General features: G+C 64.7%; 26 protein-coding genes. 18 read left to right on the top strand and 8 right to left on the bottom strand.

All coding sequences use genetic code 11. The features are described from left to right. The first annotated feature begins 288 nt into the window (after positions 1-288). From G5C50_RS03610 to G5C50_RS03600, 3 genes are all read left to right on the top strand, one after another. Positions 289-1,239: a CHAD domain-containing protein gene (locus tag G5C50_RS03610; RefSeq protein WP_165065071.1), complete on the top strand. Its 951-nt coding sequence runs from the start codon at positions 289-291 to the stop codon at positions 1,237-1,239. 138 nt (positions 1,240-1,377) lie between these two features. Then, complete coding sequence (locus G5C50_RS03605; RefSeq protein ID WP_165065068.1) at positions 1,378-2,232, top strand: ParA family protein; 855 nt, start codon at positions 1,378-1,380, stop codon at positions 2,230-2,232. A 23-nt stretch (positions 2,233-2,255) separates the two neighbouring features. Next, the gene (locus G5C50_RS03600) at positions 2,256-3,245 is read left to right on the top strand and encodes a hypothetical protein (protein ID WP_165065065.1); all 990 of its coding nucleotides are present in this window, start codon (positions 2,256-2,258) and stop codon (positions 3,243-3,245) included. A 43-nt stretch (positions 3,246-3,288) separates the two neighbouring features. Here the strand turns inward: G5C50_RS03600 and infA are convergent, their stop codons facing one another. Together infA and G5C50_RS03590 are read right to left on the bottom strand one after the other, a co-directional pair. Continuing rightward, positions 3,289-3,507 carry a translation initiation factor IF-1 gene (gene infA, locus G5C50_RS03595; RefSeq protein ID WP_165065062.1) on the bottom strand — a complete coding sequence of 73 codons (219 nt, stop codon included), beginning with the start codon at positions 3,505-3,507 and terminating at the stop codon, positions 3,289-3,291. 202 nt (positions 3,508-3,709) lie between these two features. Beyond that, entirely contained in the window at positions 3,710-4,594 is an 885-nt protein-coding gene (locus G5C50_RS03590; RefSeq protein WP_165065059.1) for an SMP-30/gluconolactonase/LRE family protein, read from the bottom strand. A gap of 143 nt (positions 4,595-4,737) precedes the next feature. On the opposite strand from G5C50_RS03590, the gene G5C50_RS03585 reads away from it, so the two are divergent. The 13 genes from G5C50_RS03585 to G5C50_RS03525 all read left to right on the top strand — a co-directional run bounded on the left by G5C50_RS03585 (position 4,738) and on the right by G5C50_RS03525 (position 13,910). Beyond that, positions 4,738-6,120 carry a tetratricopeptide repeat protein gene (locus G5C50_RS03585; RefSeq protein ID WP_165065056.1) on the top strand — a complete coding sequence of 461 codons (1,383 nt, stop codon included), beginning with the start codon at positions 4,738-4,740 and terminating at the stop codon, positions 6,118-6,120. A gap of 128 nt (positions 6,121-6,248) precedes the next feature. Further along, positions 6,249-6,530, top strand: coding sequence for a 30S ribosomal protein S20 (gene rpsT, locus G5C50_RS03580; protein WP_165065053.1), 282 nt, complete (start codon positions 6,249-6,251; stop codon positions 6,528-6,530). Positions 6,531-6,594: 64 nt separating this feature from the next. After that, entirely contained in the window at positions 6,595-7,257 is a 663-nt protein-coding gene (locus tag G5C50_RS03575) for an endonuclease III (protein WP_165065050.1), read from the top strand. Positions 7,258-7,296: 39 nt separating this feature from the next. Further along, entirely contained in the window at positions 7,297-7,812 is a 516-nt protein-coding gene (locus G5C50_RS03570) for a hypothetical protein (RefSeq protein WP_165065047.1), read from the top strand. A gap of 4 nt (positions 7,813-7,816) precedes the next feature. Then, positions 7,817-8,320 carry a DinB family protein gene (locus G5C50_RS03565; RefSeq protein WP_165065044.1) on the top strand — a complete coding sequence of 168 codons (504 nt, stop codon included), beginning with the start codon at positions 7,817-7,819 and terminating at the stop codon, positions 8,318-8,320. Positions 8,321-8,331: 11 nt separating this feature from the next. Beyond that, positions 8,332-8,685: a translation initiation factor gene (locus G5C50_RS03560; RefSeq protein WP_165065041.1), complete on the top strand. Its 354-nt coding sequence runs from the start codon at positions 8,332-8,334 to the stop codon at positions 8,683-8,685. Between the two features lie 160 nt (positions 8,686-8,845). Further along, positions 8,846-9,115, top strand: coding sequence for a hypothetical protein (locus G5C50_RS03555; RefSeq protein ID WP_165065038.1), 270 nt, complete (start codon positions 8,846-8,848; stop codon positions 9,113-9,115). A gap of 3 nt (positions 9,116-9,118) precedes the next feature. Further along, positions 9,119-9,478, top strand: a complete 360-nt coding sequence (locus tag G5C50_RS03550; protein WP_165065035.1) for an NADH-quinone oxidoreductase subunit A — start codon at positions 9,119-9,121, stop codon at positions 9,476-9,478. Between the two features lie 43 nt (positions 9,479-9,521). Beyond that, positions 9,522-10,760 (top strand): NADH-quinone oxidoreductase subunit NuoH, encoded by a 1,239-nt coding sequence (gene nuoH / locus G5C50_RS03545; RefSeq protein ID WP_240906943.1) that lies wholly within the window; start codon positions 9,522-9,524, stop codon positions 10,758-10,760. Positions 10,761-10,781: 21 nt separating this feature from the next. Continuing rightward, on the top strand, positions 10,782-11,423 hold the full coding sequence (locus G5C50_RS03540; protein WP_165065029.1) for an NADH-quinone oxidoreductase subunit J family protein: 642 nt from the start codon (positions 10,782-10,784) through the stop codon (positions 11,421-11,423). 17 nt (positions 11,424-11,440) lie between these two features. Continuing rightward, positions 11,441-11,770, top strand: a complete 330-nt coding sequence (nuoK, locus tag G5C50_RS03535) for an NADH-quinone oxidoreductase subunit NuoK (RefSeq protein WP_165065026.1) — start codon at positions 11,441-11,443, stop codon at positions 11,768-11,770. A 25-nt stretch (positions 11,771-11,795) separates the two neighbouring features. Next, the gene (locus G5C50_RS03530; RefSeq protein WP_165065023.1) at positions 11,796-13,493 is read left to right on the top strand and encodes an NADH-quinone oxidoreductase subunit N; all 1,698 of its coding nucleotides are present in this window, start codon (positions 11,796-11,798) and stop codon (positions 13,491-13,493) included. Between the two features lie 12 nt (positions 13,494-13,505). After that, entirely contained in the window at positions 13,506-13,910 is a 405-nt protein-coding gene (locus tag G5C50_RS03525; RefSeq protein WP_165065020.1) for a hypothetical protein, read from the top strand. A gap of 4 nt (positions 13,911-13,914) precedes the next feature. Here G5C50_RS03525 and G5C50_RS03520 read toward each other — a convergent pair whose 3' ends face one another. Both G5C50_RS03520 and G5C50_RS03515 read right to left on the bottom strand, forming a co-directional pair. Next, the gene (locus G5C50_RS03520; protein ID WP_165065017.1) at positions 13,915-15,078 is read right to left on the bottom strand and encodes a Gfo/Idh/MocA family protein; all 1,164 of its coding nucleotides are present in this window, start codon (positions 15,076-15,078) and stop codon (positions 13,915-13,917) included. 100 nt (positions 15,079-15,178) lie between these two features. Then, positions 15,179-15,676 (bottom strand): TspO/MBR family protein, encoded by a 498-nt coding sequence (locus G5C50_RS03515; protein ID WP_206107570.1) that lies wholly within the window; start codon positions 15,674-15,676, stop codon positions 15,179-15,181. 180 nt (positions 15,677-15,856) lie between these two features. Between G5C50_RS03515 and G5C50_RS03510 the strand changes: the two genes are divergently transcribed. Continuing rightward, positions 15,857-16,528 carry a hypothetical protein gene (locus G5C50_RS03510; RefSeq protein WP_165065011.1) on the top strand — a complete coding sequence of 224 codons (672 nt, stop codon included), beginning with the start codon at positions 15,857-15,859 and terminating at the stop codon, positions 16,526-16,528. Between the two features lie 11 nt (positions 16,529-16,539). Here G5C50_RS03510 and G5C50_RS03505 read toward each other — a convergent pair whose 3' ends face one another. Then, positions 16,540-19,947, bottom strand: coding sequence for a WD40 repeat domain-containing serine/threonine protein kinase (locus G5C50_RS03505; RefSeq protein WP_165065008.1), 3,408 nt, complete (start codon positions 19,945-19,947; stop codon positions 16,540-16,542). A 198-nt stretch (positions 19,948-20,145) separates the two neighbouring features. Between G5C50_RS03505 and G5C50_RS03500 the strand changes: the two genes are divergently transcribed. Next, positions 20,146-20,955, top strand: coding sequence for a 3-keto-disaccharide hydrolase (locus tag G5C50_RS03500; protein ID WP_165065005.1), 810 nt, complete (start codon positions 20,146-20,148; stop codon positions 20,953-20,955). Positions 20,956-20,958: 3 nt separating this feature from the next. Here the strand turns inward: G5C50_RS03500 and G5C50_RS03495 are convergent, their stop codons facing one another. From G5C50_RS03495 to G5C50_RS03485, 3 genes are all read right to left on the bottom strand, one after another. Continuing rightward, a complete protein-coding gene (locus G5C50_RS03495; protein ID WP_165065002.1) occupies positions 20,959-21,879 on the bottom strand; it encodes a dihydrodipicolinate synthase family protein in 921 nt (306 codons plus the stop codon). Between the two features lie 417 nt (positions 21,880-22,296). Next, positions 22,297-23,349, bottom strand: a complete 1,053-nt coding sequence (locus G5C50_RS03490) for an RluA family pseudouridine synthase (protein ID WP_240906942.1) — start codon at positions 23,347-23,349, stop codon at positions 22,297-22,299. Between the two features lie 33 nt (positions 23,350-23,382). Next, positions 23,383-24,297: a tetratricopeptide repeat protein gene (locus tag G5C50_RS03485; protein WP_165064999.1), complete on the bottom strand. Its 915-nt coding sequence runs from the start codon at positions 24,295-24,297 to the stop codon at positions 23,383-23,385. Positions 24,298-24,317: the final 20 nt, after the last annotated feature.

Here is a 24,317-nt window from a genome sequence, read left to right as displayed (position 1 = left end):
ACATTTGAAGCGATAAGTTGAATCCGACAAGCAGGTTACGAATCGTGGATTTGCTTGATTTTGGCCTCGACCGAAGCCAATCGAACCCGATCCTGGGTTGGATCTGGACAGGGAGGATCGACACGAGGACTTCCTCGACGGGATGGACTCTGGGCGGGGATCCGTGGGCGGCATGAGGTCGACGAGCAGTCCGTCGGTCTCAGGTCGCTGCCTTGTGCCAGATCCATCGCGGCCGTATCGTTGGGGAAGCGGCAGTCGTCGCGGATTATCCAGCCTGTTGGTTTTCTCATGAGTTCCCAGCCCATCCCCGATCCGATCCAGCCCGCGGGGGTCGATGATGCCAGGTCGACGGAGCCGGACGATGCGGCTTCCAGGGCGGTCCTCGCCGCTTTGAGGACAGCCGTTCAGCGCATCGAAGCCGCCGAAGCTGCTGCACGGGCAGGCAGTCCGGAGGGAGTGCATCGGTTGCGGACGTCTTGTCGACGCCTTCGCAGCGAGCTGCAAGCCTTCGGGAAGCTGCTCGAGGGGGAGCAGGGGGGGCGACTGATCGCCGAGCTGCAATGGCTGGGCGCGGCCGTCGGCGAGGTCCGCGACCTGGACGTCCTGCGGGAGAGGCTGGAGAAGGGCGAGTCCGAGGAAGACCGCCTGGCCCTCAAACCCCTCTTCGATCGGCTGGCCGATCGCCACACCCGCGCCGCACGAGCCATGAAGCGGACGCTCAAGGGGGAGCGGTTCGAGGCGCTCCTCACCGCGATTCGAGGAGCGCTCGACAATCCGCCGCTCGCTCCTAAGGCGTCGAAGCCCTGTCGGAAGGTCCTGCCCCCCCTGGTCGCCGGGGCCTGGAAGCGGCTTCGTAAGGACTCGGAAGAACTGCGATCGGACAGTCCCGACCAGGCTTTCCACGACCTCCGCAAACGAGCCAAGCGAGCCCGATACACGACGGAGTTGATCGCCCCGACGCTCGGATCGAGCGTGGAGAAGCAGGCGAAGCGGTTGATCGAGCTGGCGCGGACGACCCAGGACGTCCTGGGAGCCCATCAGGACGCCGTGGTGGCCGTCGACGAAGTCGAGGCGATGCTGGCCGAGGCGGGACTCGACGACGCCTTCCGCAAGGCGGCCGGCGAACTGCTGGAACGCCTTCGACGGGAGGCCGACGAATCCCGCGACGCCTTCCTCGCCGAGCTTCAGCCGAAGCTTGAAAAGAAGAAGAACCGGGGCCGGCTCAAGGCGGGCGGCTGACTCGCCGATTCAGCTTAGAGCAGGGATGCGAAGAGGATGGACTGCCGACCTCGGGCTCGCCGGCAGCCGACGGCAGGGAGGCAAGGCCGAGGACGGCCGTGCCGGCTCGGCCAGGATACGTCCACGGAAGGAGTTACGATGCGGCGGATCGCGGTGCTCAACCAGAAGGGCGGGGTCGGCAAGACGACGTCGACCGTCAATCTCGCCGCCGCGCTGGCCCTGGAAGGCCACAAGGTCCTGGTGATCGACCTCGACCCCCAGGCCCACGCAACCCTCCACCTCGGCCTGCTGCCGGGCCGTTCGGGGCCTTCGCTCTACGAGATCCTGACCCAGGGTCTCAGCATCGAAGAGGTCCGACGCCAGGTCGCGCCGAACCTCTCGATCGTGGGCAGCCATATCGACCTGGCCGGCGCCGAGCTGGAACTGCTGGGCACTGTCGGCCGCGAGGTTATTCTCCGCGACCAGCTCGCCGCCGATGAAGAGCAGTACGACTTCGTCCTGATGGACTGCCCCCCGTCGCTCAGCGTCCTCACGCTCAACGCCCTGTGCGCGGCCAACGAGGTCCTCATCCCGCTCCAGGCTCACTTCCTGGCTCTCCACGGGCTCTCGAAGCTGCTGGAAACGGTGAACCTCGTCTCCAAGCGGGTCAACCGCGACCTGAAGGTCGGCGGCGTGGTCCTCTGCCTGTACGACGCCGGCACCCGTCACGGCGGCGAGGTCGTCGAGGATCTGCAGGCCTTCTTCTCCGCCAAGAAGAAGGGGGCTTCCCCCTGGGCCGAAGCCAAGCTCTACCGGACGCGCATCAGGCGCAACATCCGGCTGGCGGAATGCCCAAGCTTCGGCCAGTCCATCTTCCAGTACGGGCCGTCCAGCCGAGGCGCTGAGGATTACGCCTCGCTGGCCGCTGAAGTCCTTGGCAAGGCCCCGGCCGCGATCTGGGCCGACACCGACGCCGAGGAAGACGCCCCGACGGCCGACGCCTCGGCCGCCTGAGTCATCCCCGCGAGACGGCCGCCATGCGATGGGTCGGAATCGACGAGGCGGGCTACGGACCGAACCTTGGCCCCCTCGTCATGGCCGCCGTCGTCGTCGAATCGTGCGGGACGTCCGCATCCTGCCCGCCGGACCTCGACCCGCCGACGACCCTCTGGGAAGACCTGGCCCTCTCCGTTCGCCGCGCGAGGGGGCCGGCCGATCGCTTCGCTGTCGACGACTCCAAGGCGATCCTCAAGGGTGCGAAGGGCCGCACAGCCCTCTATTCAACGTGCCTCGCCCTGCTCGACGCCGCCGGCCGGCCGCTGCCCGATTCGACCGCCGCTCTTATCAGCGACTCCGCTCTCGATGCATCGAGCGTCGAGCTTGACCGCTGGCGGCATGCCGAGGAGCCGCCGCCCCCCTGGCCGAAGCCTGACCTGATCGAGGGGCTTCGAGTCAGGCTCGCCGCGCGACCGTTCGCCCCTCCCTCGAAGGCCTGGCAGATCGCCGAGGTGTACGTCGAGGTCGTCGGTCCCGAGCGCTTCAACGCAGGCCTGGAACGACTTCCATCCAAGGCAGCCGTCCACTTCGAGGCTTTCGCAAGGCTGCTTGGGAAAGTCTGGGACCTGGCCGCTGACGGCCGGCCCATTCACGTCCGAGGCGACAAGCACGGGGGTCGGCACTACTACCTGGAGCCGCTGGCTTCAGCGTTCCCCGAGACGTGGATCGACCGCGGCGAGGAAGGCCCCGCGCTGAGCGAGTACATGATCCGCTCGCCTGGTCGCTCCCTCAGCCTTCGGCTGACTCCTCGGGCCGACGCCGACGATGCGCTCGTCGCCCTGGCCTCGATCGCGGCGAAGACGATCCGCGAATGCTGGATGGACGTCTTCAACGCCTACTGGACCCGGCTCGTCCCGGGCCTGAGGCCGTCGGCGGGCTACCCGGTCGACGCCTCTCGGTTCCGGCGGGATGTCGAGCCGACGGCGGCGAAGTTGGGGATCGGGCCGCGCCTCTGGTGGCGGGAGCGTTGAGCGGCCCTGATTCGGGGCGGGACGATGCGGGCGGGGGATAGCCTCAGCGCTCGCGGTAGACGATTCGACCCTTGTCGATGTCGTACGGCGAGATCTCGACGGTCACGCGGTCGCCGGGGACGATTCGGATGAAATTCTTCCGCATCTTTCCCGCGATGTGCGCGAGCACCTTATGGCCGTTTTCCAGCTCGACCATGAACTGTGTATTGGGGAGGGCCTCCACGATGCGCCCTTCGGTCCGGATCGGTTCTTCTTTAGCCACGCGGATCTCCTACGACGGCCCGCGCGGCCATTCGTGGCGCGGGTCGTGATTAGCCTGACGAGCCTGGACGGGCGGGGAGAGGCGACTCGCGGGGATGGCCGGCTCGGGTCGCCTCGTTCCGCAAAGGGGACGCGGAACGTCGCGACGACCATTGTATTCCACAATGGGCTGTATTAACAGGGCATCTCTCGATTGCTGGAACTCAAGCCTTCGGCAGAAAGGTCGGCGCCTGGCCAGGCTCCTTGAACCGAACGTAATGGACCGCGTCGACGGCCGTGATGACCAGTCCGCGAGAGTCGGCGTCGCACCAGTTGAGGTTGGAAGGCCTCTTGGGCGTCGGCAGAATTCCCAGCAGTCGCCCATCGGGCTCGAAGACCCAGACGCCCAAAGCAACGGCCACGTAAACTCGCCCGGAATGATCGACCTTGATCCCATCCGGCCCTCCCGGCTGCCCGGGGTCGAGATCCGCGAATACTCGGCCCGCACCGTGTTCCAGAGTGCCGTCAGGACGAACCTGGAAGGCCCTTACGTGGTATCGTCCCGTGTCGCAAACGTAGAGGATGGACTCATCGGGAGAGAAGGCCAGGCCATTGGGCTTCTCGAAGCCCTCCAGCACCTTCACGGGGCCTTCAGTCGGGGTCCATCGGAAGACTCCCTGGAAGTCGATCTCCCGATTCTCGGGCTTCACTCCGTAGGGTGGGTCGGTGAAATAGACCGAGCCGTCGCTCCGGCAGACGACGTCGTTGGGGCTGTTGAGCCGCTTCCCCTCCCATTGCTCGGCTAGAACGACCCGCTCGAACGTCCGGGGCGACATCCATGACAATCGACGGCCGTTCTGCTCGCAGAAGACGATGCCGCCGTCGGCGGCGAAGGTCTGGCCATTGGCCGCCTCCGTCCGTTCGCGGACGGCCGTGACCTTTCGGTCGGCGTCGACGCGGTAGGTCTTCTCAGCCTTGATGTCCTGAAATAGGATCGAGCCGTCGGGAAGCCAGAGCGGGCCTTCGGTGAATTCGAAGCCGTCCGCGAGGGTTTCCAGGCGGTCGCCCGCGATCAAATCGGACAGGCCAGCGTTCCTGAGAATGTCCATGGGCTTTCTCGGATCTGTTGGAGGTCGCATGCCGCCTATCTGGTATGTGGTGGGGCGGTCGGCAATCTTGTAGAATACAGAAAACTCTCCCGGTTCAAGAACTCCGGCCGACGCACGCCCCGGCTTGGTGAGGAGCACGCCCGATGCCAGCGGAGCAGGATCCCCAGGATCTCTCGAAAGCTCGCACTTTCTTCGAGTTCGGCAACGATGCCTCGCAGAAGTCCAATTTCGACTATGCGATCGACATGTACAAGCGGGCCTGCAAGTTGGTCCCGGACAGCCTCCAGTTCAGGCAGGCGCTTCGGGGGATTCAGCGGCGGAGGTTCAATAACGAGCCTTCCAAGGTGGGTCGACTCGTCGCCATGACGAACAAGCCCATCCATATGAAAGCCCGCTCGGCGAGGGGGAAGCAGAACTACGCCGTCTGCCTGGAGGTTTGCGAGGAAGCCTTCACCAACAACCCCTGGGATGTGACCGCCGCTCGTGAAGCGGCCGAAGCGGCCGAGATGATGGACCTGTTCCCGCTCGCCCAGTGGTATCTGGAGTCGGTGCAGAACGAGGTCGGAAAGGACGTGGAATACTACCGTCACGCCGCCCACGTTCATGAACTCTGCGAAGCCTGGCCGAAGGCGATCTCCGCCTGGGAAGCCGTCAAGCGGATCGATCCCTACAACGATGAGTCCGAACGGAAGATCAAGGGCCTCTTCGCCAGCCAGACCATGAAGAAGGCCAACTACGAGGACGCCATCGAGAAGGCCGGCGAGAAGCCCAAGGAAACAGCCGAGGACATTGCCGCCAAGCTCGAGCAGATGAAGCTCGAGAAGATGACGCCCGAGGAACGCCTCCACAAGGAGATCCAGAAGGATCCCAAACAGGTCTGGCCGTACATCGAGCTGGCCGACATCTTCCGAAAGCGGAGTCAGTTCGAGCACGCCGAGAAGATCCTGGCCGCCGGCCTGAAGGCCGTCGCCAAGGATCCGATCCTGCTTCAGAACTACGCCGAGGTTCAGATGACCCGGCTGAAGCGGGCGATTGAAGCCCTCACCAAACGCGTCGACGACGATCCGACCGACGTCACGTCGAAGTCCAAGCTGGAGCAACTCCACAGGATGCTCCTGGACTACGAGATCAAGGAATTCCGACGCCGAGTGGCCATCAGCCCCGAGGACCACAACCTCCACTACCAGCTCGGCCTGGCCCTGGCCCGCGACGGCAAATACGCCGAGGCGATCGGCGAGTTCCAGATCGCCAAGGGGAGCCCGAACCTCAAGGTGGACGCCATGTTGCAGGCCGGCCTCAGCTTCGAGGCCGACGGTCGTGGCAAGCTTGCAGAGCGGACCTATCAGGAAGCCTTAAAGCTCATCGAGCCCGGCGACACCACCAAGTTCAACGCCATCCACTACCAGCTTGGCCGCGTCAATGAGACGCTCGGCAACATGGAGGCGGCCGAAGAGCACTACAACGAGGTCGCCGCCAACGACTACACCTATCGCGACGTCGCTCAGCGACTCAAGAACTTGAACTGAAGCACCGGTTCATGGTAAAGTTTCTCCTCAAGTAGGCCGACCTCAACAGGACGCCCGCAATCGCGCCGGGCCCGGCGCGGGCGGGCTTTGTTACGTTTCGTCATCCACGCGGGAAGATCGACGCACCCATGCCCACGACCAAATCAGCCGCCAAGCGGCTGCGCCAGAGCATCAAGAAGCGGCTCCACAACCGGATCGCCAAGAAGATCGTGAAGACCTCTTCGCGGAAGGCGCTGGAAACGGCCGCCGAAAAGAACTTCGAGGCCGCCGAAACCCAGTTCCGCGCCGCCGTCGCGAAGATCGACAAGGCCGGCGCTCGGGGCGTTCTGCACAAGAACACCGCCGCCCGTCGCAAGAGCAAGCTGGCCCGCGCCTACAAGGCGGCCGTCGAGAAGGCCAAGAAGTCCTGAATCGACCGGAGCCGGTCTGGTCGGCGCCGGCTCTCCCCTCCCGCGACTTTCGCGGAGGTTCCCAATGCCCCCCTTGCGTGATGTGCTGCCGGTCCTTCGAGGCCGGCCCATCGACTTCCCCAAGGGGGCGTCTCGGTTTCAGGCGCTGATCGACCTGGCCGTTTTCGGTGGCCGAGGCGATCCAGCGGCCTCTGCGCTCGACGAGGCCGGCCTGCTTGATCCGGCCGAACTGGCCGCCGCGCCTCTTGCGGAGGTCGCCGACGTCCTTCGTGACGCTCGCGTCGAGGCCGACCCCAGGCTTGTTCGGCTGCTTCAACGGCTTGCGGGCTGGTACGCCTCCCACCGCGAGGACCTGGAGCACGAGCCAGGTCCCGGCGAGACTCAACCGCCGTTTCCGCGAGACGAGCTGGCGGCGATCAACGGAGTCGGCCGAGCCACGGCCGACGGGATCGCGTTGCACGTCTTCGGTCAGGCCTCGTACCCCGTCGATCGAGCAACCTATCGCATCCTGGTCCGACACGGCTGGATCGATGTGACGGCGGAATACGACGATGCGGCTCAAGCGTTGATCTCCGCTGCCGAGGGCGATCCGGCCGACCTTGCGCGGATGTCGTCGGATTTCGCCGATGTGGGTCGACGGTTCTGCAAACCCTCGGCGCCGCGTTGCGAACCTTGCCCGTTGAGAGTCGTCTTACCCGATGGCGGACCAATCGCCGTCGACGGTTGATCCCCGCAACGACCGCCGCACGAGACGCGAGGGTAGGGCATGGCCAACTATCGCTTCAGTGGGCCAAAGCCCGCCCGGATGTATGAAGTCATCCTGCCGAAGAAGCTCGGCTATTTCGGCAAGATCCAGGAAGTCCTCGAAGACCTGTTCGACGAGCGCGCCATCCGCAGGATCCCGTTCGTCAAGCAATCGATCGCCCGCCGCCGCAAGCAGGAGGACTTCGACGAAGAGCGCTGGATCAAGAACCTCTGCAAGGCGAGCCGGGGCTATTCAATCTACGAGATGGACGGGCGATACCTGTCCAACCAGGGTCCGATTGATGAGCGGGTGATCGTCATCCGGTTCATCTTCCATAATCCGGACGACTCGGCCGAAGACGACCGGACCGACTTCCTGGCGGTCTCTCTCGAGGTGGTCAATCACCTCGTCGCACGCAGGTTCGCCATGGAACTGGGCGTGGAAGAGGAAATCTGGTTCGTGGAATACAACCATCCCCAACTCTCCATCTGGCGACGCTCGCCGGAAACCGGAGACGACTCCTCCGATCAGGACTAACGCCATGAGCAAGGCCACAGAACTCATAGACCGTTACGCCCTGGGCCCGGCCACCCTGGAATACGCCGTCCACGGCCTGACCGACGAGCAGGCCCGCGCCAAGCCGGGGCCGGGGGCGTGGAGCATCGCCGAGCTCGTCGCCCATCTGGCGGACAGCGACGTGGTGGCCAGCGACCGAATGAAACGAGTGATCGCCGAGCCGAACCCCTCGCTGCTGGCCTACGACGAGAACGCCTGGAACGATCGGCTCCAGATGCAGGACGCCCCGCTCGACCTGGCTGTCGCTCTCTTCGCCGCCAACCGTCGCTGGACAGAACGGATCCTACGAGCCTGCTCCGACGAAGACTTCGCCCGCTCCGGAATCCATTCGGAGACTGGACGCAAAACGCTGGCCGACCTCGTGGCCACCTACGTAGGGCACCTCGATCATCACCTGAAGTTCCTCTACGCCAAGCGCGCCAATCTTTCGGTGGCGATCCAGCCCCGATACACCTTCCCGATCGTGTGAGGGACCTCGCCGTGACCCGTCTTTTCGCCGGCACCCCCTGGGACCGTCCTCCCGTCTGCGACGATTGCGGACAGCCTGAAGCCGAATGCACCTGCCCACCCAGGAAGACGGAGCCGGTCAGAATCCCGCCCGAAACTCAAACTGCGCGTCTAGCCGTCGAGAAGCGTCCCAAGGGGAAGGTCGTCACCGTCGTTTCTGGCCTCGACCCTGAAGGAAACGACCTGGCCGATCTGGCGACTCGACTGAAGAACGCATGCGGTTCAGGCGGAACCCTCAAGGACGGCAACATCGAACTCCAGGGCGATCACCGTGACGCCGCCGACAAAGCGTTGCAAAAGATTGGATACAAGACGAAACGACGGTGAACGACCGGGGACAACCCTTGCCCAGGTGGACTGTGTTCCTTAAGATCAGGGGTCGGGGTGGTCGAAAGACATCCCCGTCCCGCCGACGTCGCAGTGGTCGGCCGGGGAATCTCTCCTCATCCACCGCGGCGCGAGCCGCCCTCGGAACGACCGGCTTTTTATGATCCCTACCCGCACGCCCAAATACACTCCGGGGACCCAGGTCCGCGTCGTCCAGTTCGTCCGCGTCGGGCATCGCCGCTGGAAGACGCAGTTTGAGGGTGTCGTCGAGCGCGAAGGTCGACGGCCCGTGGGCGGGATCGAGATGGGCGGAAAGGCCTCGGCCATCCATCAGTCGACCCTTCAGATCCGTCGGGCCGATGGTGAGATCACCGTTGTGGCCCTGGACGAAAACACCGAGGTCGACGTCCTGGCCCCTGCGGCCGGCTGAGCGATGGTCGCCGCCAATTACGTCTTCGTTGGGTTGCTGTTGCTGGTGGCCGTCGGCTTCGCGCTGGCTCCACTGGTGATCGTCGCCCTGGCTGCTCCACGCAAGCGGTCGCACACGAAGTCGGACGTGTATGAATGCGGCGTCCGTACCCAAGGCGAGACCTGGGTGCGTTTCCGTATCCAGTACTATATCTACGCCATCATGTTCGTCGTCTTTGACGTCGAAACGGTCTTCCTCTATCCCTGGGCGGCTGCATATGGAGCGCTGGGGGCGTATGCACTCGTCGAGATGACGATCTTCCTTGCCCTGCTATTCGTCGGCCTGGCCTACGCATGGGCGAAGGGCGTTCTGAAGTGGAGTTGAGCCGTCGAGGGCTGCGACGACGGTGGCGAAAGGGGTTGCGGACGTGTCGGTCTTGTACGCCCAGTCGCATCACGTCGACCTGACCTGGAGCACTGCGGTCGTCTGGGCCCTATGGCTGCTCGTCGGCTTCGCCGGGATCTTCCCTGGGATCGTCGCTTACATGGTCTGGCTGGAGCGCAAGGTCGCCGCCCGGTTTCAGGACCGAATCGGCCCCAACCGCGTCGGCCCACTGGGACTGTTGCAGCCGATCGCCGACGCGATCAAGCTGATCGCCAAGGAAAGCATCGTCCCTCGGTCGGCTGACGGCGTCGTCCACCTCCTCGCACCGGTGATGGTCCTGGTCTCAGCCTTTCTGACGCTGGCCGTCGTGCCCTTTGCAGTCGGACTGGTTCCCATCGATCCGCCGTCGGCCCTCGTGTACCTCGTCGCCGTTTCCAGCCTGAGTCCGCTGGGGATCTTCTTGGCCGGTTGGTCGAGCCGCAACAAGTTCTCGTTGCTGGGTGCGATGCGCGCCGTGGCCCAACTGGTTTCTTACGAGATCCCCCAGGTGCTGTCGACGATCCCCGTCGTCCTCTGGGCGGGCAGTTTGAGCCTGGTCACGATCTTCGAGCATCAGGTGAACTACGGCTGGAACGCCCTCAATCCTCCGGGGTTTTTGGCGTTCATGATCTTCCTGATCGCTGGCGTGGCCGAAGTGAACCGCACGCCCTTCGACATTCCCGAGGCCGAGTCCGAGATCATCGCCGGCTATCACACCGAGTATTCAGGCATGAGGTTCGGCCTCTTCTTCCTGGCCGAATACCTGAGCGTCTTCTCGGTGAGCTGCGTGGCCACGGTGCTGTTCCTGGGGGGCGGGACTCCGTTGCCGTTCTCGTCGTTCCCCGTAAACCTGATCAACGGCTCGATCCTGTCGTACCTCTTCGTCGACGCGATCCTGCTGGCGGTCTTCCTGCTGAAGGTGCTACTGTTCATCTTCGCAATGTTCTGGGTTCGGGCGACGCTCCCCCGGATGCGGATCGACCGGCTGATGAACTTCGCGTGGAAGTATCTGGTTCCGCTCTGCGTGCTCAACGTCCTGTTCGCGGCAGTCTGGTACGAGGTCGTCTTGCGAGGTCGAGGGCCGAGCCTGCCGGCCTGGGCCTGGGGACTGATCATCACGGGGCCTCTGGCGGTCGCAGCCGTGAAGCTGGTCTTCTGGGTGAACCGAAAACTCGCCGCCGCCGTCCCCATCGACGCCGACTGGCCGACGGTCGCCCCAGTCGACGCCGGCGCGGTGCGTTGAGTGGAAGGGGAGAGGATCGTCGTGCTCCAGCTCGTCTTCCTGGTGATTGCGACTCTCGGCCTGCTGGCCGCGCTCGGCACGGTTCTGTCGCGCAACCTCGTCCACGCGGCCCTGCATCTCGTCGGCTTCTTCTTCTGCGTCGCCTGCCTGTTCGTGCTGCTGGACGCCGAGTTCCTCGCAGCCGTGCAAGTGCTTGTTTACATCGGGGCCGTGGCGATCCTTTTGATGTTCGGGATCATGCTCACGCGGAATACTCGCGGCGATGAAGGGGGCAGCCTGTCAGGCCCCTGGCGCACGCCGGCTCTGGCGGCCGGGTTCTGTCTCTTCGCCGTCCTGTTCTTCGGCATCAACAACGCCGTCTCCCCGTCAGGGACGAGCCCCTGGTCGCGGATGACCTCCCGCCCCTCGATCGCCCCCAGCGCAGACGAGGCAGCGAGCGCCGTCGAGCGGCGACAGGCTGTCGACGACATGGCACGGGTGGTCGGAGTGGAGTTCGTGACCCGCTACGCGATGGCCTTCGAACTGGCCGGCCTGCTACTCACCGCCGCGCTAGTCGGAGCCGTCGCGCTCGCACACCGCGACGAGGCGCCCGGATCAGCGGCGACCGAGACTGAATCACGGTCGGTGAACGTTGCGGAACCGGTGGGATCGTCCCCGTCCTGACGAATCGGAACGACGACATGACGAACGACATCCCTCTAAGCTGGTTCCTGGACTTCGCAGCGGCGTCCTTCGCGATTGGGCTGATCGGCGTCCTCGTTCGGCGTAACGCGATCGCTGTGCTGATGGCCATCGAGATCATGTTGAACGCCGCGAACATCAACCTCGTCGCATTTTGGAGGTACGGAACTCACGCCCCCGACTCCGGGCCGCTCCCGGGAGTGATCCTGGCCCTCCTGGTGATCGCGGTCGCTGCGGCTGAGGTCGCCGTGGGGATCGGGCTGATCCTCCTTTGCTACCGCCGACGACACGCCGTGGACGTCGATCGATACGACTCGCTCTCGGGCTGAGCCTGCCCTTCTGGATGTGCGACCGATGCCCCTGACTGTTCCCCCGTTCGACTACCGAGATTTTCTCTGCGTGGCCCCTGCCGTCGTTCTGGCGCTCTGGGGCCTCGTCGTGGTCATGGGAGACCTTGCCTGGTATCGACGTCTCGACGGTGAGTCGCGTCGACTGGCTGTGGGACGACTGACCATGGCCGGCGTCGGACTCGCCCTGGCGACGACGCTGCTCCTCCTCTGGATCGACGCGACGGCCCAGTCCGATCCGTCGAGGCTGGAAGGTGCGTTCGGCTCTTCGCTCGGCTCGTACCTCGCGCGAACGGACGGGCTGATCTTTCTGGGCACACTCGCGCGCGGCCTGTCGACCGACGTTCTGAATCTCCTGCTGCTATCGACGCTGGCGATGGTCGTCTGGATCTCTTGCGCCTACTCCTTCACCGAGGAGATCGGCGAGTATTTCGCCCTCCTGCTGTGGGCGACGGTCGGCATGATGCTCCTGGCCGCCTCGGAGGAATTGGCGACGCTGTTCATCGCCCTGGAGACGATGACGATCTGTCTCTATCTCGCGACGGCCTTCGAGAAATCGAAGCCGCGTTCACCCGAGGCGGGCCTCAAGTATTTCATCTACGGTGCGGTTTCTTCCGCCCTGTTCCTCTACGGTCTGAGCCTCGTCTACGGCCTGACCGGATCAACTTACTTCGACGCGATCGGTCGAGTGCTCGCGGGCGGAGGTCGGGGGATGACGGGGAACCTGGCCGGCGGTGCGGCGTTGTTGCTGATGCTCGCGGGGTTCGGCTTCAAGGTCGCCGCAGTGCCCTTCCACCAATGGGCTCCCGACGTTTACGAAGGAGCGCCCGCTCCGGTCGCCGCCTGGATCGCGACTGGCTCGAAGATCGCTGCCTTCGTGGCGATGTTGAAGGTCTTCTTGCATGGGCTCGGCGCGTGGTCGCATCCGTCGATGACCGTCCTGGGGCCCGGCTGGATCGGCGTCGTGGCGCTCATTGCCGCGGCGACGATGACCTACGGAAACTTCGCGGCGCTGGGGCAGACGAACCTCAAGCGGATGCTGGCCTATTCGTCGATCGCTCATGCGGGCTACATGCTCGTCGGCCTGGCAGCGGCCAGCGTTTCGACTTCCGGTCCTGCGGCGGCTGGAGCGGTGCTCTACTATCTGGTCGTCTACGCCTTCGCGAACCTTGGCGCGTTCACCGCAGCCGCATGGACGGCCCGCGATCGAGGGGGCGATGCCATCGCCGACCTCGACGGTCTGGGGCGCCGGTCGCCGCTCCTGGCTCTCGGCATTGTGGTCCTGATGTTCTCGCTGATCGGCGTCCCGCCGTTCGGCGGCTTTTTCGGCAAGCTCTACATTTTCATGGAGGCCCTGCGGCAAGGGCCGGCCGAGACGCGGATCGCCCTGACTTGGCTCGTTGCGTTGGGCCTGTTCAACTCCGTTGTCTCCGCTTTCTACTATGTCCGCGTGCTGCGGGCGATGTACTTCCGCGAGCCCGCCGATCATCCCTTGAAAGCCGCGGGGCCGGCGATCGCGCTACCGATCGGGCTCTCGGCGGTGATCGTCACGGTGCTCGGGATCGTTCCTGGACCTGCCGTCGAACTCCTCCGATCGGTCGCACAGCCGATGCTCACGGCCCGAAAGCTGGACGCTCCGGCCGCCCTCGCAGCCCCAAGGCCGACGAAGCCCGTCGCCTGGCACCCTTCTTCCGATACCGACTGAGACCCTGCGGCAATGGCCATCATCAACACATTTCAGCGCTGCATTGAGAGCCGATATCTCGTCGAGGACGCCTCCGCCGCCAACCGCGTGGGCGAGATGCTCGCCAAGGCGGGCGACCGGCTCGAAGCCGCATCGAACATCCAGCGGACGGGTCAGGGCGATCCGGCGGACGCGGTCTTCCTCAGCTACGAGGCGATGTTCTGCGGGCTTCGCGCACTGGTGTACGCCCGAGGATATCGCGAGATGGGCCTGCGCTGCCTGATGCTGGCGTGCGAGACCCTCTACGTCCGAACCGGCGAGTTCGACGGCGAACACCTGCGGCGGTTCGAGTCAGCCCAGCGGCTCAAGCTCACGCCGGCGGAAGCCGTGGATCACGCCTCGGCCTTCGTCCGACGAGTGCTCGAACTGGTCGGCTGAACGCTCAGACCGAGGACGACGTCTCGGAGACTTCGCCGAGTGTGACGAGACGCCCTTCATCGACGGCCTTACGGACAAGCAGGCCGGTCAGCGTGGCGTCCCGAGCCTCTTGGAGCGAGACGGGTGGGGTGGTCGATGTACCTGCCCGAGAGGCAGCCACGAACGCCTCGACGGCCAGACGGGTGTCGTTGCGATTGCCAGGCTCGATCGACCGCCGGGGGCGCTCGCGATCGCGGAACGTCAGCGTGCCGGAGCCGAAGTCGAAGCCCCCTTCAACGCCCAGCACGCGGAGATGCGAGCCGGTGAATTCGTCGTCCGGAGGCGCGACGTAGCTCTGCACGAACGAGGCGCGGAAACCGTCGGCCCAGGCTAGTTCGACCCCGTAGTGGTCGGTTACGTCGCGGGTGGGATGCTCGCGAGCGAAGAGCCCTCGCCGACCCCAGCCCACGGCCGTGGCTGGCGGCCCGCCGTGAATCCAGTTGAGCACGTCCCAGATGTGGACGGCCTGCTCAACCATGAAGTCTCCCGAACGCCGTCGGCTTCCGAGCCAACCGTCGTGACCCGTCAACGGACCGTTGCTGCTCGTCCAGGACGCCCGAGCCTCAATGAGATGGCCGAGTGTTCCCGAGCGGATCAGACCGACGCCCTCGCGAAACCTTGGATTCGACCGCCGCTGGAAGCCGACGTGCAAGGCGAGTTCCGGCGTCCGAGCGGATTCGGCGATCAACCGGTCGCACCCTTCGACGGTGATGGCCATCGGCTTTTCGGCGTACAGATGCTTGCCAGCGCGGAGCGCCTCGACCGAGATTCGCTCGTGGAGGTCGCAGGGAACGGCGACCACGACAGCGTCGACGTCGTTCCGTTCCAGGAGGCGGCGAGGGTCTGGGAAGGATTCGGGACGACGTCCGGTGGCCTTCTCGACGATCCCTTCGCCTCGGGCGCGATGGCGCGGTTCGGGGTCGGAGACGGCCGGAATCGTGACGCCCGGAATCTCCAGGAGCGTTCGGAGGAGCGTCGTCCCGCGATTGCCCACGCCGATCAGGCCTACCCGCAACGGGGAAGCCGCGTCGCCGGCCGGCGAACCCTGCGCCGAGGCTCCCGGGGCCAGGGCAAGGCTGGCGGCCGAGCAGCCGAGGAATCGGCGGCGATTGAGGGTGATCGGGGGCATTGTTCGGTTCTCCCGTCGGAACGCGGCGGTCGGGTCGGCGCTTGCCTTCAGTTTATACTATCCGATCTCGGCCCGGAGTTCGACCGAATCCGACGCCCGTTCAGAGGTTCAGCCGCACGATCGCACCATTCAGGATCATGGCGAACATCACCCAGAGGAGATACGGGGCCATCATCCCGGCGGCCGGACGGTCGACGCGTGCGAACGAGATCACCGTGGCGATGATCATCAGCCACAACGAGATGATCGCGATGAACGCCAGCGCGGGGTTGTGGAACCCGAAGAACAACCACGACCAGCCCACGTTGAGCGCGAGTTGAAACACCCAGCAGGCCAGAGCATCCTTACGAGGCTGGGCCAGCGCGTCGGACCGTCGCCAGATTCGCCAGGCGGCGACCGCCATGAGGATGTAGAGGACCGTCCAGACGGGTCCGAAGACGCTGTTCGGAGGAGTCCAGGGGGGCTTTCGAAGCTTCGCGTACCAGACCGCCAGGTGGGGGATGGTCGCCCGGGAGCCGATCACTGCGGCGAGGGCCGTGAGGCCCAGAAAGTCCAGCAGAACCAGGATGTCGACGAATCTCGACCGCTCAACCGCCACGCGAAACCTCCGCAAACAACCGCCGCCAACCTCACCGCCCGAACGATCTTCGACCGAGGGAAGAGCCGCGTCAAGTCGGGGGAACCGGCGTATCCGTATCCAGGGGCTTGATCAGCGAGCCGGATCGGCTCTAATCCGATTCGTTATGCCGCGTGACCAACCGCATACGGAGGCTCGACCGTGCGACCGATCCACATCCTCGCGACCGCCGCGGCGACGGCGGCCCTGCTATTTTCGTCGTTCCCCGTCTCGGCCGACGACCTCCCGTCCGCAGCGCTTTTCCGAGACGACTTCGAGCGCGATCAACCCACGGGATGGAATTTCACGGACCCAGCCGCATGGCGGATCGCGAAAACGCCCGACGGCGACCGCGTCCTGGAACTCTTCGCGGAAAGCAAGTACGAGCCCAAGGTCCGGTCTCCGTTCAACATCGCTCTGATCGAGGGGAAGGAGTTCGGCGCGTTCGACCTGAGGGTCAAGGTGCGATCGACGGTCCCCGACTACGACCATCGCTCGATGTGCCTCATGTTCGGCCACGTCGACCCCTCCCACTTCTATTACGTCCACATCGCCAATGCGGCCGACGAACATGCCCACAGCGTGTTCATCGTCAACGGCGAGCCCCGCGTCTCGATCGCCGAGCAGCGGACCAAGGGGATCAAGTGGGGCGACGGCTGGCACGACGTCCGCCTGGTGAGAGAGCCCGAATCGGGACTCATCGAGTTCTACTTCGACGATTTGAAGAAACCGATCATGACGGCCCACGACAAGCGGTTCGGCGTGGGGAAAGTCGGGCTCGGCTCGTTCGATGACAAGGGGATGTTCGACGATCTGGTCATCAGACCGCGCTGAAGTCGAGCCGCTCACGGAGCACGACGCGACCCTCTCCAGAACCAAAGCATCCCCGAATGGTCGATGGCGGCGAGCGTTTCGCCGTCCGGGCTGAAAGCGAGACCGTTGATCTGAGCCTGCGGGCCGCGCAGGCTTAAGAGCTCCTGCGAGGTCTCCGGATCCCAAAGGTGAACAACCCGATCGAGTCCGCCAGCCGCCAGCGTGCGGCTGTCCGGACTGAAGGCGATCGCCCGAAGGTCACTTTCGTCGCCGTATAGAATTCGCTTAAGCCGGCAGGTGTCGGCGTCGAGTATGTGAATCGCCCCCTCGCGGTCGGCGGCGGCCAGCACGCGACCGTCGGGGCTCAAGGCGAGGGAGTAGACCGCGGCCGGCGCCTGGTAGTGGGCGACCACCTCACCGGTAGCCAGTTCATGAAGTCGTACAGAGCCGTCGTCGGAAGCGGAAGCCAACCTGGCACGCCCTGCGTCGACCTCAAGGTCGTGAATCCGGAGTTGCTTCAGCGCGAGCGCCCTGGGACTGGAGAGACGGTTCGACCAGACCAACTTGCGCGAGCGGACATTCCAGGCCATCAGGTCGCCCTTGTCTCCACCGGCTAGGAGCAACTCGCCTGTCGGGTCGAATTCCACAGACCGAGCCCACTGCTCCTCTGGCATCTCGAAGACGAACGGATCGCCTCCAGCTGTCTCACGCACCCGCACGGCTCTGTCCCTGGACAGGTGGACAGTGGCGATCAGCTTCCCATCTGGCGAGAACGCCAGATCCGCGGCCGTGCCGTTGGCTTCTCTCCAGGAACGGACCTCCTTCTTCGATAGGGCTTCCCAAATCTTGATCGTTACGGGATCGCCGTCGTCGTCCGCCCCCGTCGCGATAAACTGACCGTTTGGGCTGTAGTCGATCGCCCATCCCTCGTCGCGGTGGGCTGTGACAGCCTGATCGCCATGCGACGTGATCGATGCGCGCCAGTCCCAACTCCAGACGCGTCTTCCCAGTCCATAGACCAACTCCTGCCTCCCTCCGCTTCGGAGGAACCAATCCCCCATCTGCGCCTTGACCCGCCCGGGCGACTCCCCAAATTTGACGCCGTCCGCGGACGAGTGGACCTCAAGATGGTCGGCTGCCATGTACTCTGAGCGATGGACGAAAAAGACCGAGCCATCCTGGGAGAAAAGCATTCGGATCGTGCCGACGCCCGGCGAGTTGGTCGGGCCGAAGACCTGGAGGTCGACTCCCCGAGACGGCTCGACCAGGCGAACCTCCTGGTTCTTCTCGTGGACCAGCAGAGCGTTGGCGGAAGGGTGGAAGGCGATTTGATCGATCATGGTCGAAAACCCTGCGGCCCGCATGAGGAGTAGGCCGGTCTCCGTATCGACGACCCGAACCTCGCCGGCCCTCTCAAAGCCGACCGCCATGCGTCTCGCCTGCTCATCAAAGACCACGCGACAGACGTCCTCAACGGGAATCCGCTCATGCCCGGGGAGCCATTCACGATCCAGGTCGTAGACAGCCAGGAAGCCCTCGTCCTTCTCCGCCGCGAACCGTCGACCATCGGGGGAAATGGCTCGGCAGCCGACAAGTCGCAACGCCCCGTGATCTTCGAGAAGGCGATTGCGAATCGACCAGATGAGGACGTCGACCGTCCCCGGACGGGATTCATCAACGTCGAGGATCGTCGTGATCAATCGCCCGTCGTCGAGCAAACTGATTTGCCAAATCGGCTTTCCTGGAAGGAACGGGGCACGGGTCGCGACGACCTCGCCCGTGCGGAGGTTTCGCACCTCGACGCAGAAACTCCGCGACGACGCTTCTCCCTCGGGCGCCGAGAAACAGACGGCCATCAACTGATCGTCGGGCGAGAATGTGGGGCGGAGCGCGAGGACTCGATTCGGCGTATCGACCGACCAGAGGACCCGATCTTGATCCAGGTCATAGACCTTGAGCGTCGAGTTGTCGCTCCCCGTCGCAAGGAAGCGGCCGCTGGGGCTAATCGATGGCTGAACAAGTGAGAGTAGTTGATCCGACAGCATTCTGGCTTCGCGGCAGGCCGAATTCCAAAGTAAGCTCCAGGCGAACTCACGGAAGTCGGGCATTCCCGGGCCGGGGACGAGCTCGGCGAGTTTGGACTGAGCGACCCCGAGGCGGCCGTCCTCAAGATCGCGTCCGGCCGATTGGATCGTCGCATCGTATCCCAGACGTGCGATCACGTCGCGCTGGCGACGAAGCTCTTTGACGTGATTCGTCAGTTCGTAGGTCCACGCCGCGATCGCCGCGATGAGAACCGCCAGGGCCGCTACTCCAGCGACCAGCGCGGTGGTCGCCTTGGGTCGACGTCGCGACCATCGGCGAAACCTCTCGGCGCGGCTGATCCCCGGCGCCTTGATCAGTCGATTTTCGAGGAACGCATCGAGATCTTCGCACAGGTCTTCGGCCGTCCGATATCGATTATCCTTCTGCTTCTCCAGACACGTCAGCGCGATCGTCTCCAGGGCTTTGGGGACGCCTGGGCGAAGGACTCTCACGGGGATGGGGTCATCGTTGATGACCATCTTTATGGTTTCTCGGGGGGTCTCGCCACGGAATGGAGGCCGACCCGTCAGCACAGCGTAGAGCATGGCCCCAAGGCCGTAGACGTCCGTCCGCCGATCGACTTCATGGCCTCCACCGGCTGCTTGCTCCGGAGCCATGTAGGGGGGGGAACCGAGAATCAGTCCCGTCGCGGTGGGCGTGTCGCCGGCCGGGGCGTCCTGATCGATGGCTCGAGCCAGTCCGAAGTCGGTGAGCCGAGGAGAGAGGTCCTCAGCGTCGGAGTTCACCGTCGCCCCAGGCAGGAGAACATTCGATGGCTTGAGGTCGCGGTGCAGGACCCCCTGCGAGTGGGCGTGCGCGATCGCCTCGGCCAGAACGCGGACGATCCGAGCGGCCTCGCGCGCCGGCACCGAGCCTTTCCTCGCCTTCAGCCAGGTTTCCAGATTGGGACCGTCGCAGAGGTCGCTGACGATGTAGCATCCGCCGTCGTCTTCCCCCCAACCCCGGCACGGGACGATTCCCGGGTGTTGGAGGATCTGAGCGGCCCTGGCCTCGCGAAGGAAGCGACGACGCACGCTGAGGTCGTGCTTGAGCGCGGGGGCCGTGACCTTGACCGCGACGTCCTCGCCGGTCGCCGGGTCGAGCGTCCGATAGACTCGGCCCATCCCTCCACGCCCGATCTCCACGAGATCGCGAAACGGCCCAAGTGCTTCCAGGCGCGTGGGCGTTCCATCCGAGGTGCGGTTCGGCTCCGCCTCGAGCCGCTCAAAGGCGGCTCGCATCTCGGCGACTTCGTGTTCATCCAGATTGTCCAGGACGTGGTACGGCACGCCGTCCGGTAGGGTCGGCGTCACATCCGAGTCGTCGCGATCTTCCGGCGGAGGGGTCATGGACATCGCCCGTTTCCCAGGATTACATGACCCTATGCTTGGTTATGAGTGCCTGATTATCACCGGACCATCGATCCGTCCACAAGTCATCGCTTCCGAGCGGTCGTCGGCAAACTGACGAGCCCTGGACGCGACCCGGAGTAAGGGTGATGATGGGCGCGTCGGAACAGCCTCGCTTCATTCTCGGAACCGGAGATTCGCCCCATGTCCCCGCTTCGGCCCAGACTCGCCGCTCTCTTCATGATGCTCGCCGGTGGTCTCGTCGCCTCTCCGCGATCAAACGCTCAATCGAACGCCCCCAAGGAGACCGGACGCTGGATCAGCCTGTTCAACGGCAAGGACCTGGAGGGCTGGATCCCCAAGTTCACGAAGAGTCCCCTGGGCGAGAACTATCGCGACACCTTCCGCGTCGAGGACGGATTGCTGAAGGTGAAGTACGACAAGTGGGACAAGTTCAACGGCGAGTTCGGCCACCTCTTCTTTCATCAGCCGTTCTCGAAGTATCGGCTGCGGGTCGAATATCGGTTCGTCGGCGACCAGTGTCCTAACGGGCCCGGCTGGGCCGTCCGCAACAGCGGGGCGATGCTCTACGGGCAGGATCCGACGACCATGCGGAAGGACCAGGAATTCCCCGTTTCGCTGGAGGTCCAGTTCCTCGGAGGCGCCGAGCGCGGCAAACGCCCGACGGCGAACGTCTGCTCGCCCGGCACCGTTTTCACGATGGGCGGCAAGCTTATCACCCAGCATTGCACCAACTCGACGTCCGACACCTTCCGGGGCGATCAGTGGGTGACCGTCGAGATGGAGTGCCATGGATTCGGCCCGATCAAGAACTACGTCAACGGCCAGCTCGTCATGGAGTATGAGAAGCCTCAGCTCGACCTCAACGATCCCGACGCAGCACGGATTCTAAAGAACGGGGAACGCGACCTGGACGGCGGATGGATCTCGCTCCAGGCCGAGTCGCATCCCGTGGAGTTTCGGAAGGTCGAGATCATGCTCCTCGACGAGTGATACTCATTCCGGCTTTTTGAGCGGCCGGGGAAAAACGTCGAGCCGGGAGAGGCGCTCCCAGATCTCCAGCCTCTCCTCGCGAGACGGATGGCGCAGCGGCGACCGCACCGGCCCACACTCGACGCCCAGCATCCCAATGACCGCCTTGGACGCGCCGAGGTAGCCGAAGCCGGCGAGCGTCTTGATCAGTGTGATCGACTGAGCTTGTTCACGACGGGCCGTCTCGTAGTCGCCGCGAGCGAAGGCCGACTCGATTCGACGATACAGGGGGGCGGCGAAGTTAAAGCTGCTGCCGACCGCTCCCCGAACTCCCATCGCCAGACCGGCGAGATAGCACTCATCCGCGCCGAAGAGGAGATCGAACGCGCCGCCGTCGAGCTGAAGGCACTCGGACATCTCAACGAGATCGGTGTTTGAGAACTTGAGCCCAACCAGGTTGGGAATGCGGGGCTTGGCGGCCTTGAGAAACTCGGACATCGGCAGCCTGACATTGGTCATGCCGGGGATGTCGTAGAAATAGAAGGGCAGAGTACCGGCCGCGGCGGCGATGGGGACGCAGAACTCGACGAGGTCGCCGATCGTCGCCGGTTTGAAGTAGCTCGGCGCCAGGGCCGCAACAGCCGTCGCACCGACCTCGCGGGCGTGGCGAGCCAGTTCGACGCACTCCGCCTGATTGTTGCCGCCGACGTGCACGGCCACCTGGAACAACCCACCGTCGGTCTTGCACCAGCGCTCGGCGAGCGCCATTCTCTCGGCCGTGCTCAGCGACGACCATTCGCCGGTCGTCCCGCCGACGAAGACCGCTCGGATATCCGACTCCTTGAGGAGGCTTGCCTGGAGGTCGATCACCTCCGGGGCGAGCCGGCCATCGGGGCCGAACGGGGTGTAAGGGGCGGGGATCAATCCGGACAACGGCCCAGGCATGGCGTCGACTCCCGTCGGTTGCAGTCTCGCGCGGTCGAACCTCGATGGCGGCTCCAGTCTATCCGGGCGGACGTCGCGAATCACCGACGACTCAACTCCGTCGCCCCTCGCGTCGGCAACCCTCCCTCTCAATCCTCACATCCGGCCCTTTTCACGCGATGTCCGGGCTCGGGTTAGATTGGGTTCGCTCGCCGAACCCGATCGACAGATCAGACTTCACAAATCACTATTCCGCAGCATGTTGCGACCGATGAACGACTCGCTCAATTGGCTTTGTTTGGACCGATTTCACGCCGCAAGCAGGCCGTTGAGCTCTTGAATGCGAGTGCGAAGCCCCACGAACCACGGCGGCTCTTACGCGGCGCTTCTATATGGATGATACGACAAAACACCGAGCTTGAATCGGCGATCGGCCGGTCAACGGGACCGCTTCGAAGCGGAGATCTCGGGGCGGTGGGAACGAAGGGCTTCCAGGGTCTTCGACATGTCCGGTGGGAGAGGGGCGAACAGTTCGACGGGAGCCTCGGTGATGGGGTGGGAGAAGCGGAGGGCCTGGGCGTGGAGGGCCTGCCGCTCGATCAGGAGCGAAGCAGGATCGTCGGCGACTGCGCCTTCGACCTCCAGATCGGCGAGCGTCACTCGATCGCGACCGGAGTACGGCTTGTCGGCGATGATCGGGTGGCCGATGCTGGCCAGGTGGACGCGGATCTGGTGAGTCCTACCCGTTCGAGGCTTGCAGCGCACCAGGGCGAAACCCTGGAATCGCTCGACGACCTCATAGAACGTGACGGCGTCGCGGCCGCCGTCGGAGATCTCGCGTACAGCCATCCTCTCGCGAACGATCGGGTGGAAGCCGATCGGCTTCTCGATGTAGTCGCTGTCGCGCTGGGGGACGCCGTACACGATCGCCATGTATTCCTTGTGGACCTGGCGATGCTCGAACTGAAGCCCCAACCGGCGATGAGCCAGATCCGTCTTCACGACCACCAGCAGGCCCGTGGTGTCACGGTCGAGGCGGTGGACGATCCCCGGCCGCTCCTCACCGCCGACGGTGGAAAGCTGGTCGTAATGGAACTGGATCGCGTTGACGAGAGTCCCGCGCCAGTTGCCCCGCGAGGGGTGCGTCACCATGTCGGCCGGCTTGTTCACGACCGTCAGGTGTTCGTCCTCGTAGACGACCTCAATGGGGATGTCTTCGGCCACGGGGGTCGAGTCGTGCAGCGGCGGCAGCGAGATCCGGACCTTATCACCGGCCCGGATCTTGTAAGAAGCCCGCACGACCCGCCCGTTCACCTCAACCGCGCCGGCCTCGATGACTTTCTGCAGGACGCTTCGGGAGTAGTCGATGAACCGACTCGCCAGATAGGCGTCAAGCCGCCGACCATCGGTCCGCGGCTTGACCTCGAACTCCTGGGGCGTCTCGGAAAGCGGGGTCTCCGACATCGTGGGGACCGGGTGACTCGGGTGCATGGTCGGGTCGTCTGGGAGCGAAGGGTCCCGACCTCAGGGCTTGGGGGCGTCGGTCTTCGGAGCCTCGGCCGGCGTCGCAGCCGGGGCAGTCTCCGTCTTGGGGGCGTCAGCCGCCGGCGTGGCCGCAGCAGGAGCGGTCTCAGCGGCCGGCGAAGGCGATGAGGTCGGCGGAGGGATCAGCGGAACCGTCGGCAGGATCGAATTAGCCGGTGCGGGATTGACCGGGAAATCCAGAGACTGCGACCCCAGCGGGGGCAGCGCGACGACCGGCTTCTTGAAAGCGTAGAGATCCTTGTAGAACGTCGCTGCCTCGGGCTTCTGAAGGGAGGCGGCCAGCTTCTTGGCCTCGGCGGCTTCGGGCGAATCCGGCCAGGTGTCGGCGACGAGCTTGTACTGGTCGACGGCCTTGGGAAGCTCGTTGCGAGCCTCCAGAGCGCGGGCCTTGCCGAACGCCGCGGCCAGGGCCACCGGAGACGTCTTGGGCTCGGTTCGACCAATCTGGTCGAAGAGGTCAATCGCCTTCTTCAGGCTTTGAAGCGCAGGGTCGGTATTGCCGGGGAGGTCGTTGATCCCGGACTCATAGAGTCTCGAAGCCGCCTGGAGCAGCGCCCAGGGGGCGACCGGCGACCGAGGGTTGTTCGTGGCGATCTGGGTGAGGTCGTCCGCGCTCCGAGCCGCTTCGACGTCCGTCCACAGGTTCGATGTGGAGGAGCCGCCCGACGTGAGAAGGTTGGCGACCACCACGAGCCCGAGAACCGCTGCGCAGATGCCGAGAACCCATCCCCAGAACCGCGCCGGGTCCTTCATCGCCCGATGGACCCACCGGGCGAGGAGCATCATGTCCTCTTCGGGGTCGTGGATCACCGTCGGCGTGGCGTGCTCGTACTGGTGTTTCACCGGGGCGGCCGGCGCGACGGGATTGTGATGGGGGGTCGGTTCGTTCTTCATCCTGCTCACCTCTCGCCCTG

Origin of the sequence: Paludisphaera rhizosphaerae (assembly GCF_011065895.1) — a bacterium.
In the GTDB taxonomy this organism is placed as follows: domain Bacteria; phylum Planctomycetota; class Planctomycetia; order Isosphaerales; family Isosphaeraceae; genus Paludisphaera; species Paludisphaera rhizosphaerae.
Note: the sequence above shows the minus strand (reverse complement) of the source record. Positions and strands in the feature narration are given on the sequence as shown.

Bases quoted from the DNA above. Each gene is read 5' to 3' on its own strand.
- G5C50_RS03610 (WP_165065071.1), top strand. From the start codon at position 289: ATGAGTTCCCAGCCCATCCCCGATCCGATCCAGCCCGCGGGGGTCGAT.
- G5C50_RS03605 (WP_165065068.1), top strand. From the start codon at position 1,378: ATGCGGCGGATCGCGGTGCTCAACCAGAAGGGCGGGGTCGGCAAGACG.
- G5C50_RS03600 (WP_165065065.1), top strand. From the start codon at position 2,256: ATGCGATGGGTCGGAATCGACGAGGCGGGCTACGGACCGAACCTTGGC.
- G5C50_RS03590 (WP_165065059.1), bottom strand. From the start codon at position 4,594: ATGGACATTCTCAGGAACGCTGGCCTGTCCGATTTGATCGCGGGCGAC.
- G5C50_RS03585 (WP_165065056.1), top strand. From the start codon at position 4,738: ATGCCAGCGGAGCAGGATCCCCAGGATCTCTCGAAAGCTCGCACTTTC.
- rpsT (WP_165065053.1), top strand. From the start codon at position 6,249: ATGCCCACGACCAAATCAGCCGCCAAGCGGCTGCGCCAGAGCATCAAG.
- G5C50_RS03575 (WP_165065050.1), top strand. From the start codon at position 6,595: ATGCCCCCCTTGCGTGATGTGCTGCCGGTCCTTCGAGGCCGGCCCATC.
- G5C50_RS03570 (WP_165065047.1), top strand. From the start codon at position 7,297: ATGGCCAACTATCGCTTCAGTGGGCCAAAGCCCGCCCGGATGTATGAA.
- G5C50_RS03565 (WP_165065044.1), top strand. From the start codon at position 7,817: ATGAGCAAGGCCACAGAACTCATAGACCGTTACGCCCTGGGCCCGGCC.
- G5C50_RS03555 (WP_165065038.1), top strand. From the start codon at position 8,846: ATGATCCCTACCCGCACGCCCAAATACACTCCGGGGACCCAGGTCCGC.
- G5C50_RS03550 (WP_165065035.1), top strand. From the start codon at position 9,119: ATGGTCGCCGCCAATTACGTCTTCGTTGGGTTGCTGTTGCTGGTGGCC.
- nuoK (WP_165065026.1), top strand. From the start codon at position 11,441: ATGACGAACGACATCCCTCTAAGCTGGTTCCTGGACTTCGCAGCGGCG.
- G5C50_RS03530 (WP_165065023.1), top strand. From the start codon at position 11,796: ATGCCCCTGACTGTTCCCCCGTTCGACTACCGAGATTTTCTCTGCGTG.
- G5C50_RS03525 (WP_165065020.1), top strand. From the start codon at position 13,506: ATGGCCATCATCAACACATTTCAGCGCTGCATTGAGAGCCGATATCTC.
- G5C50_RS03520 (WP_165065017.1), bottom strand. From the start codon at position 15,078: ATGCCCCCGATCACCCTCAATCGCCGCCGATTCCTCGGCTGCTCGGCC.
- G5C50_RS03505 (WP_165065008.1), bottom strand. From the start codon at position 19,947: ATGTCCATGACCCCTCCGCCGGAAGATCGCGACGACTCGGATGTGACG.
- G5C50_RS03500 (WP_165065005.1), top strand. From the start codon at position 20,146: ATGTCCCCGCTTCGGCCCAGACTCGCCGCTCTCTTCATGATGCTCGCC.
- G5C50_RS03495 (WP_165065002.1), bottom strand. From the start codon at position 21,879: ATGCCTGGGCCGTTGTCCGGATTGATCCCCGCCCCTTACACCCCGTTC.
- G5C50_RS03490 (WP_240906942.1), bottom strand. From the start codon at position 23,349: ATGCACCCGAGTCACCCGGTCCCCACGATGTCGGAGACCCCGCTTTCC.
- G5C50_RS03485 (WP_165064999.1), bottom strand. From the start codon at position 24,297: ATGAAGAACGAACCGACCCCCCATCACAATCCCGTCGCGCCGGCCGCC.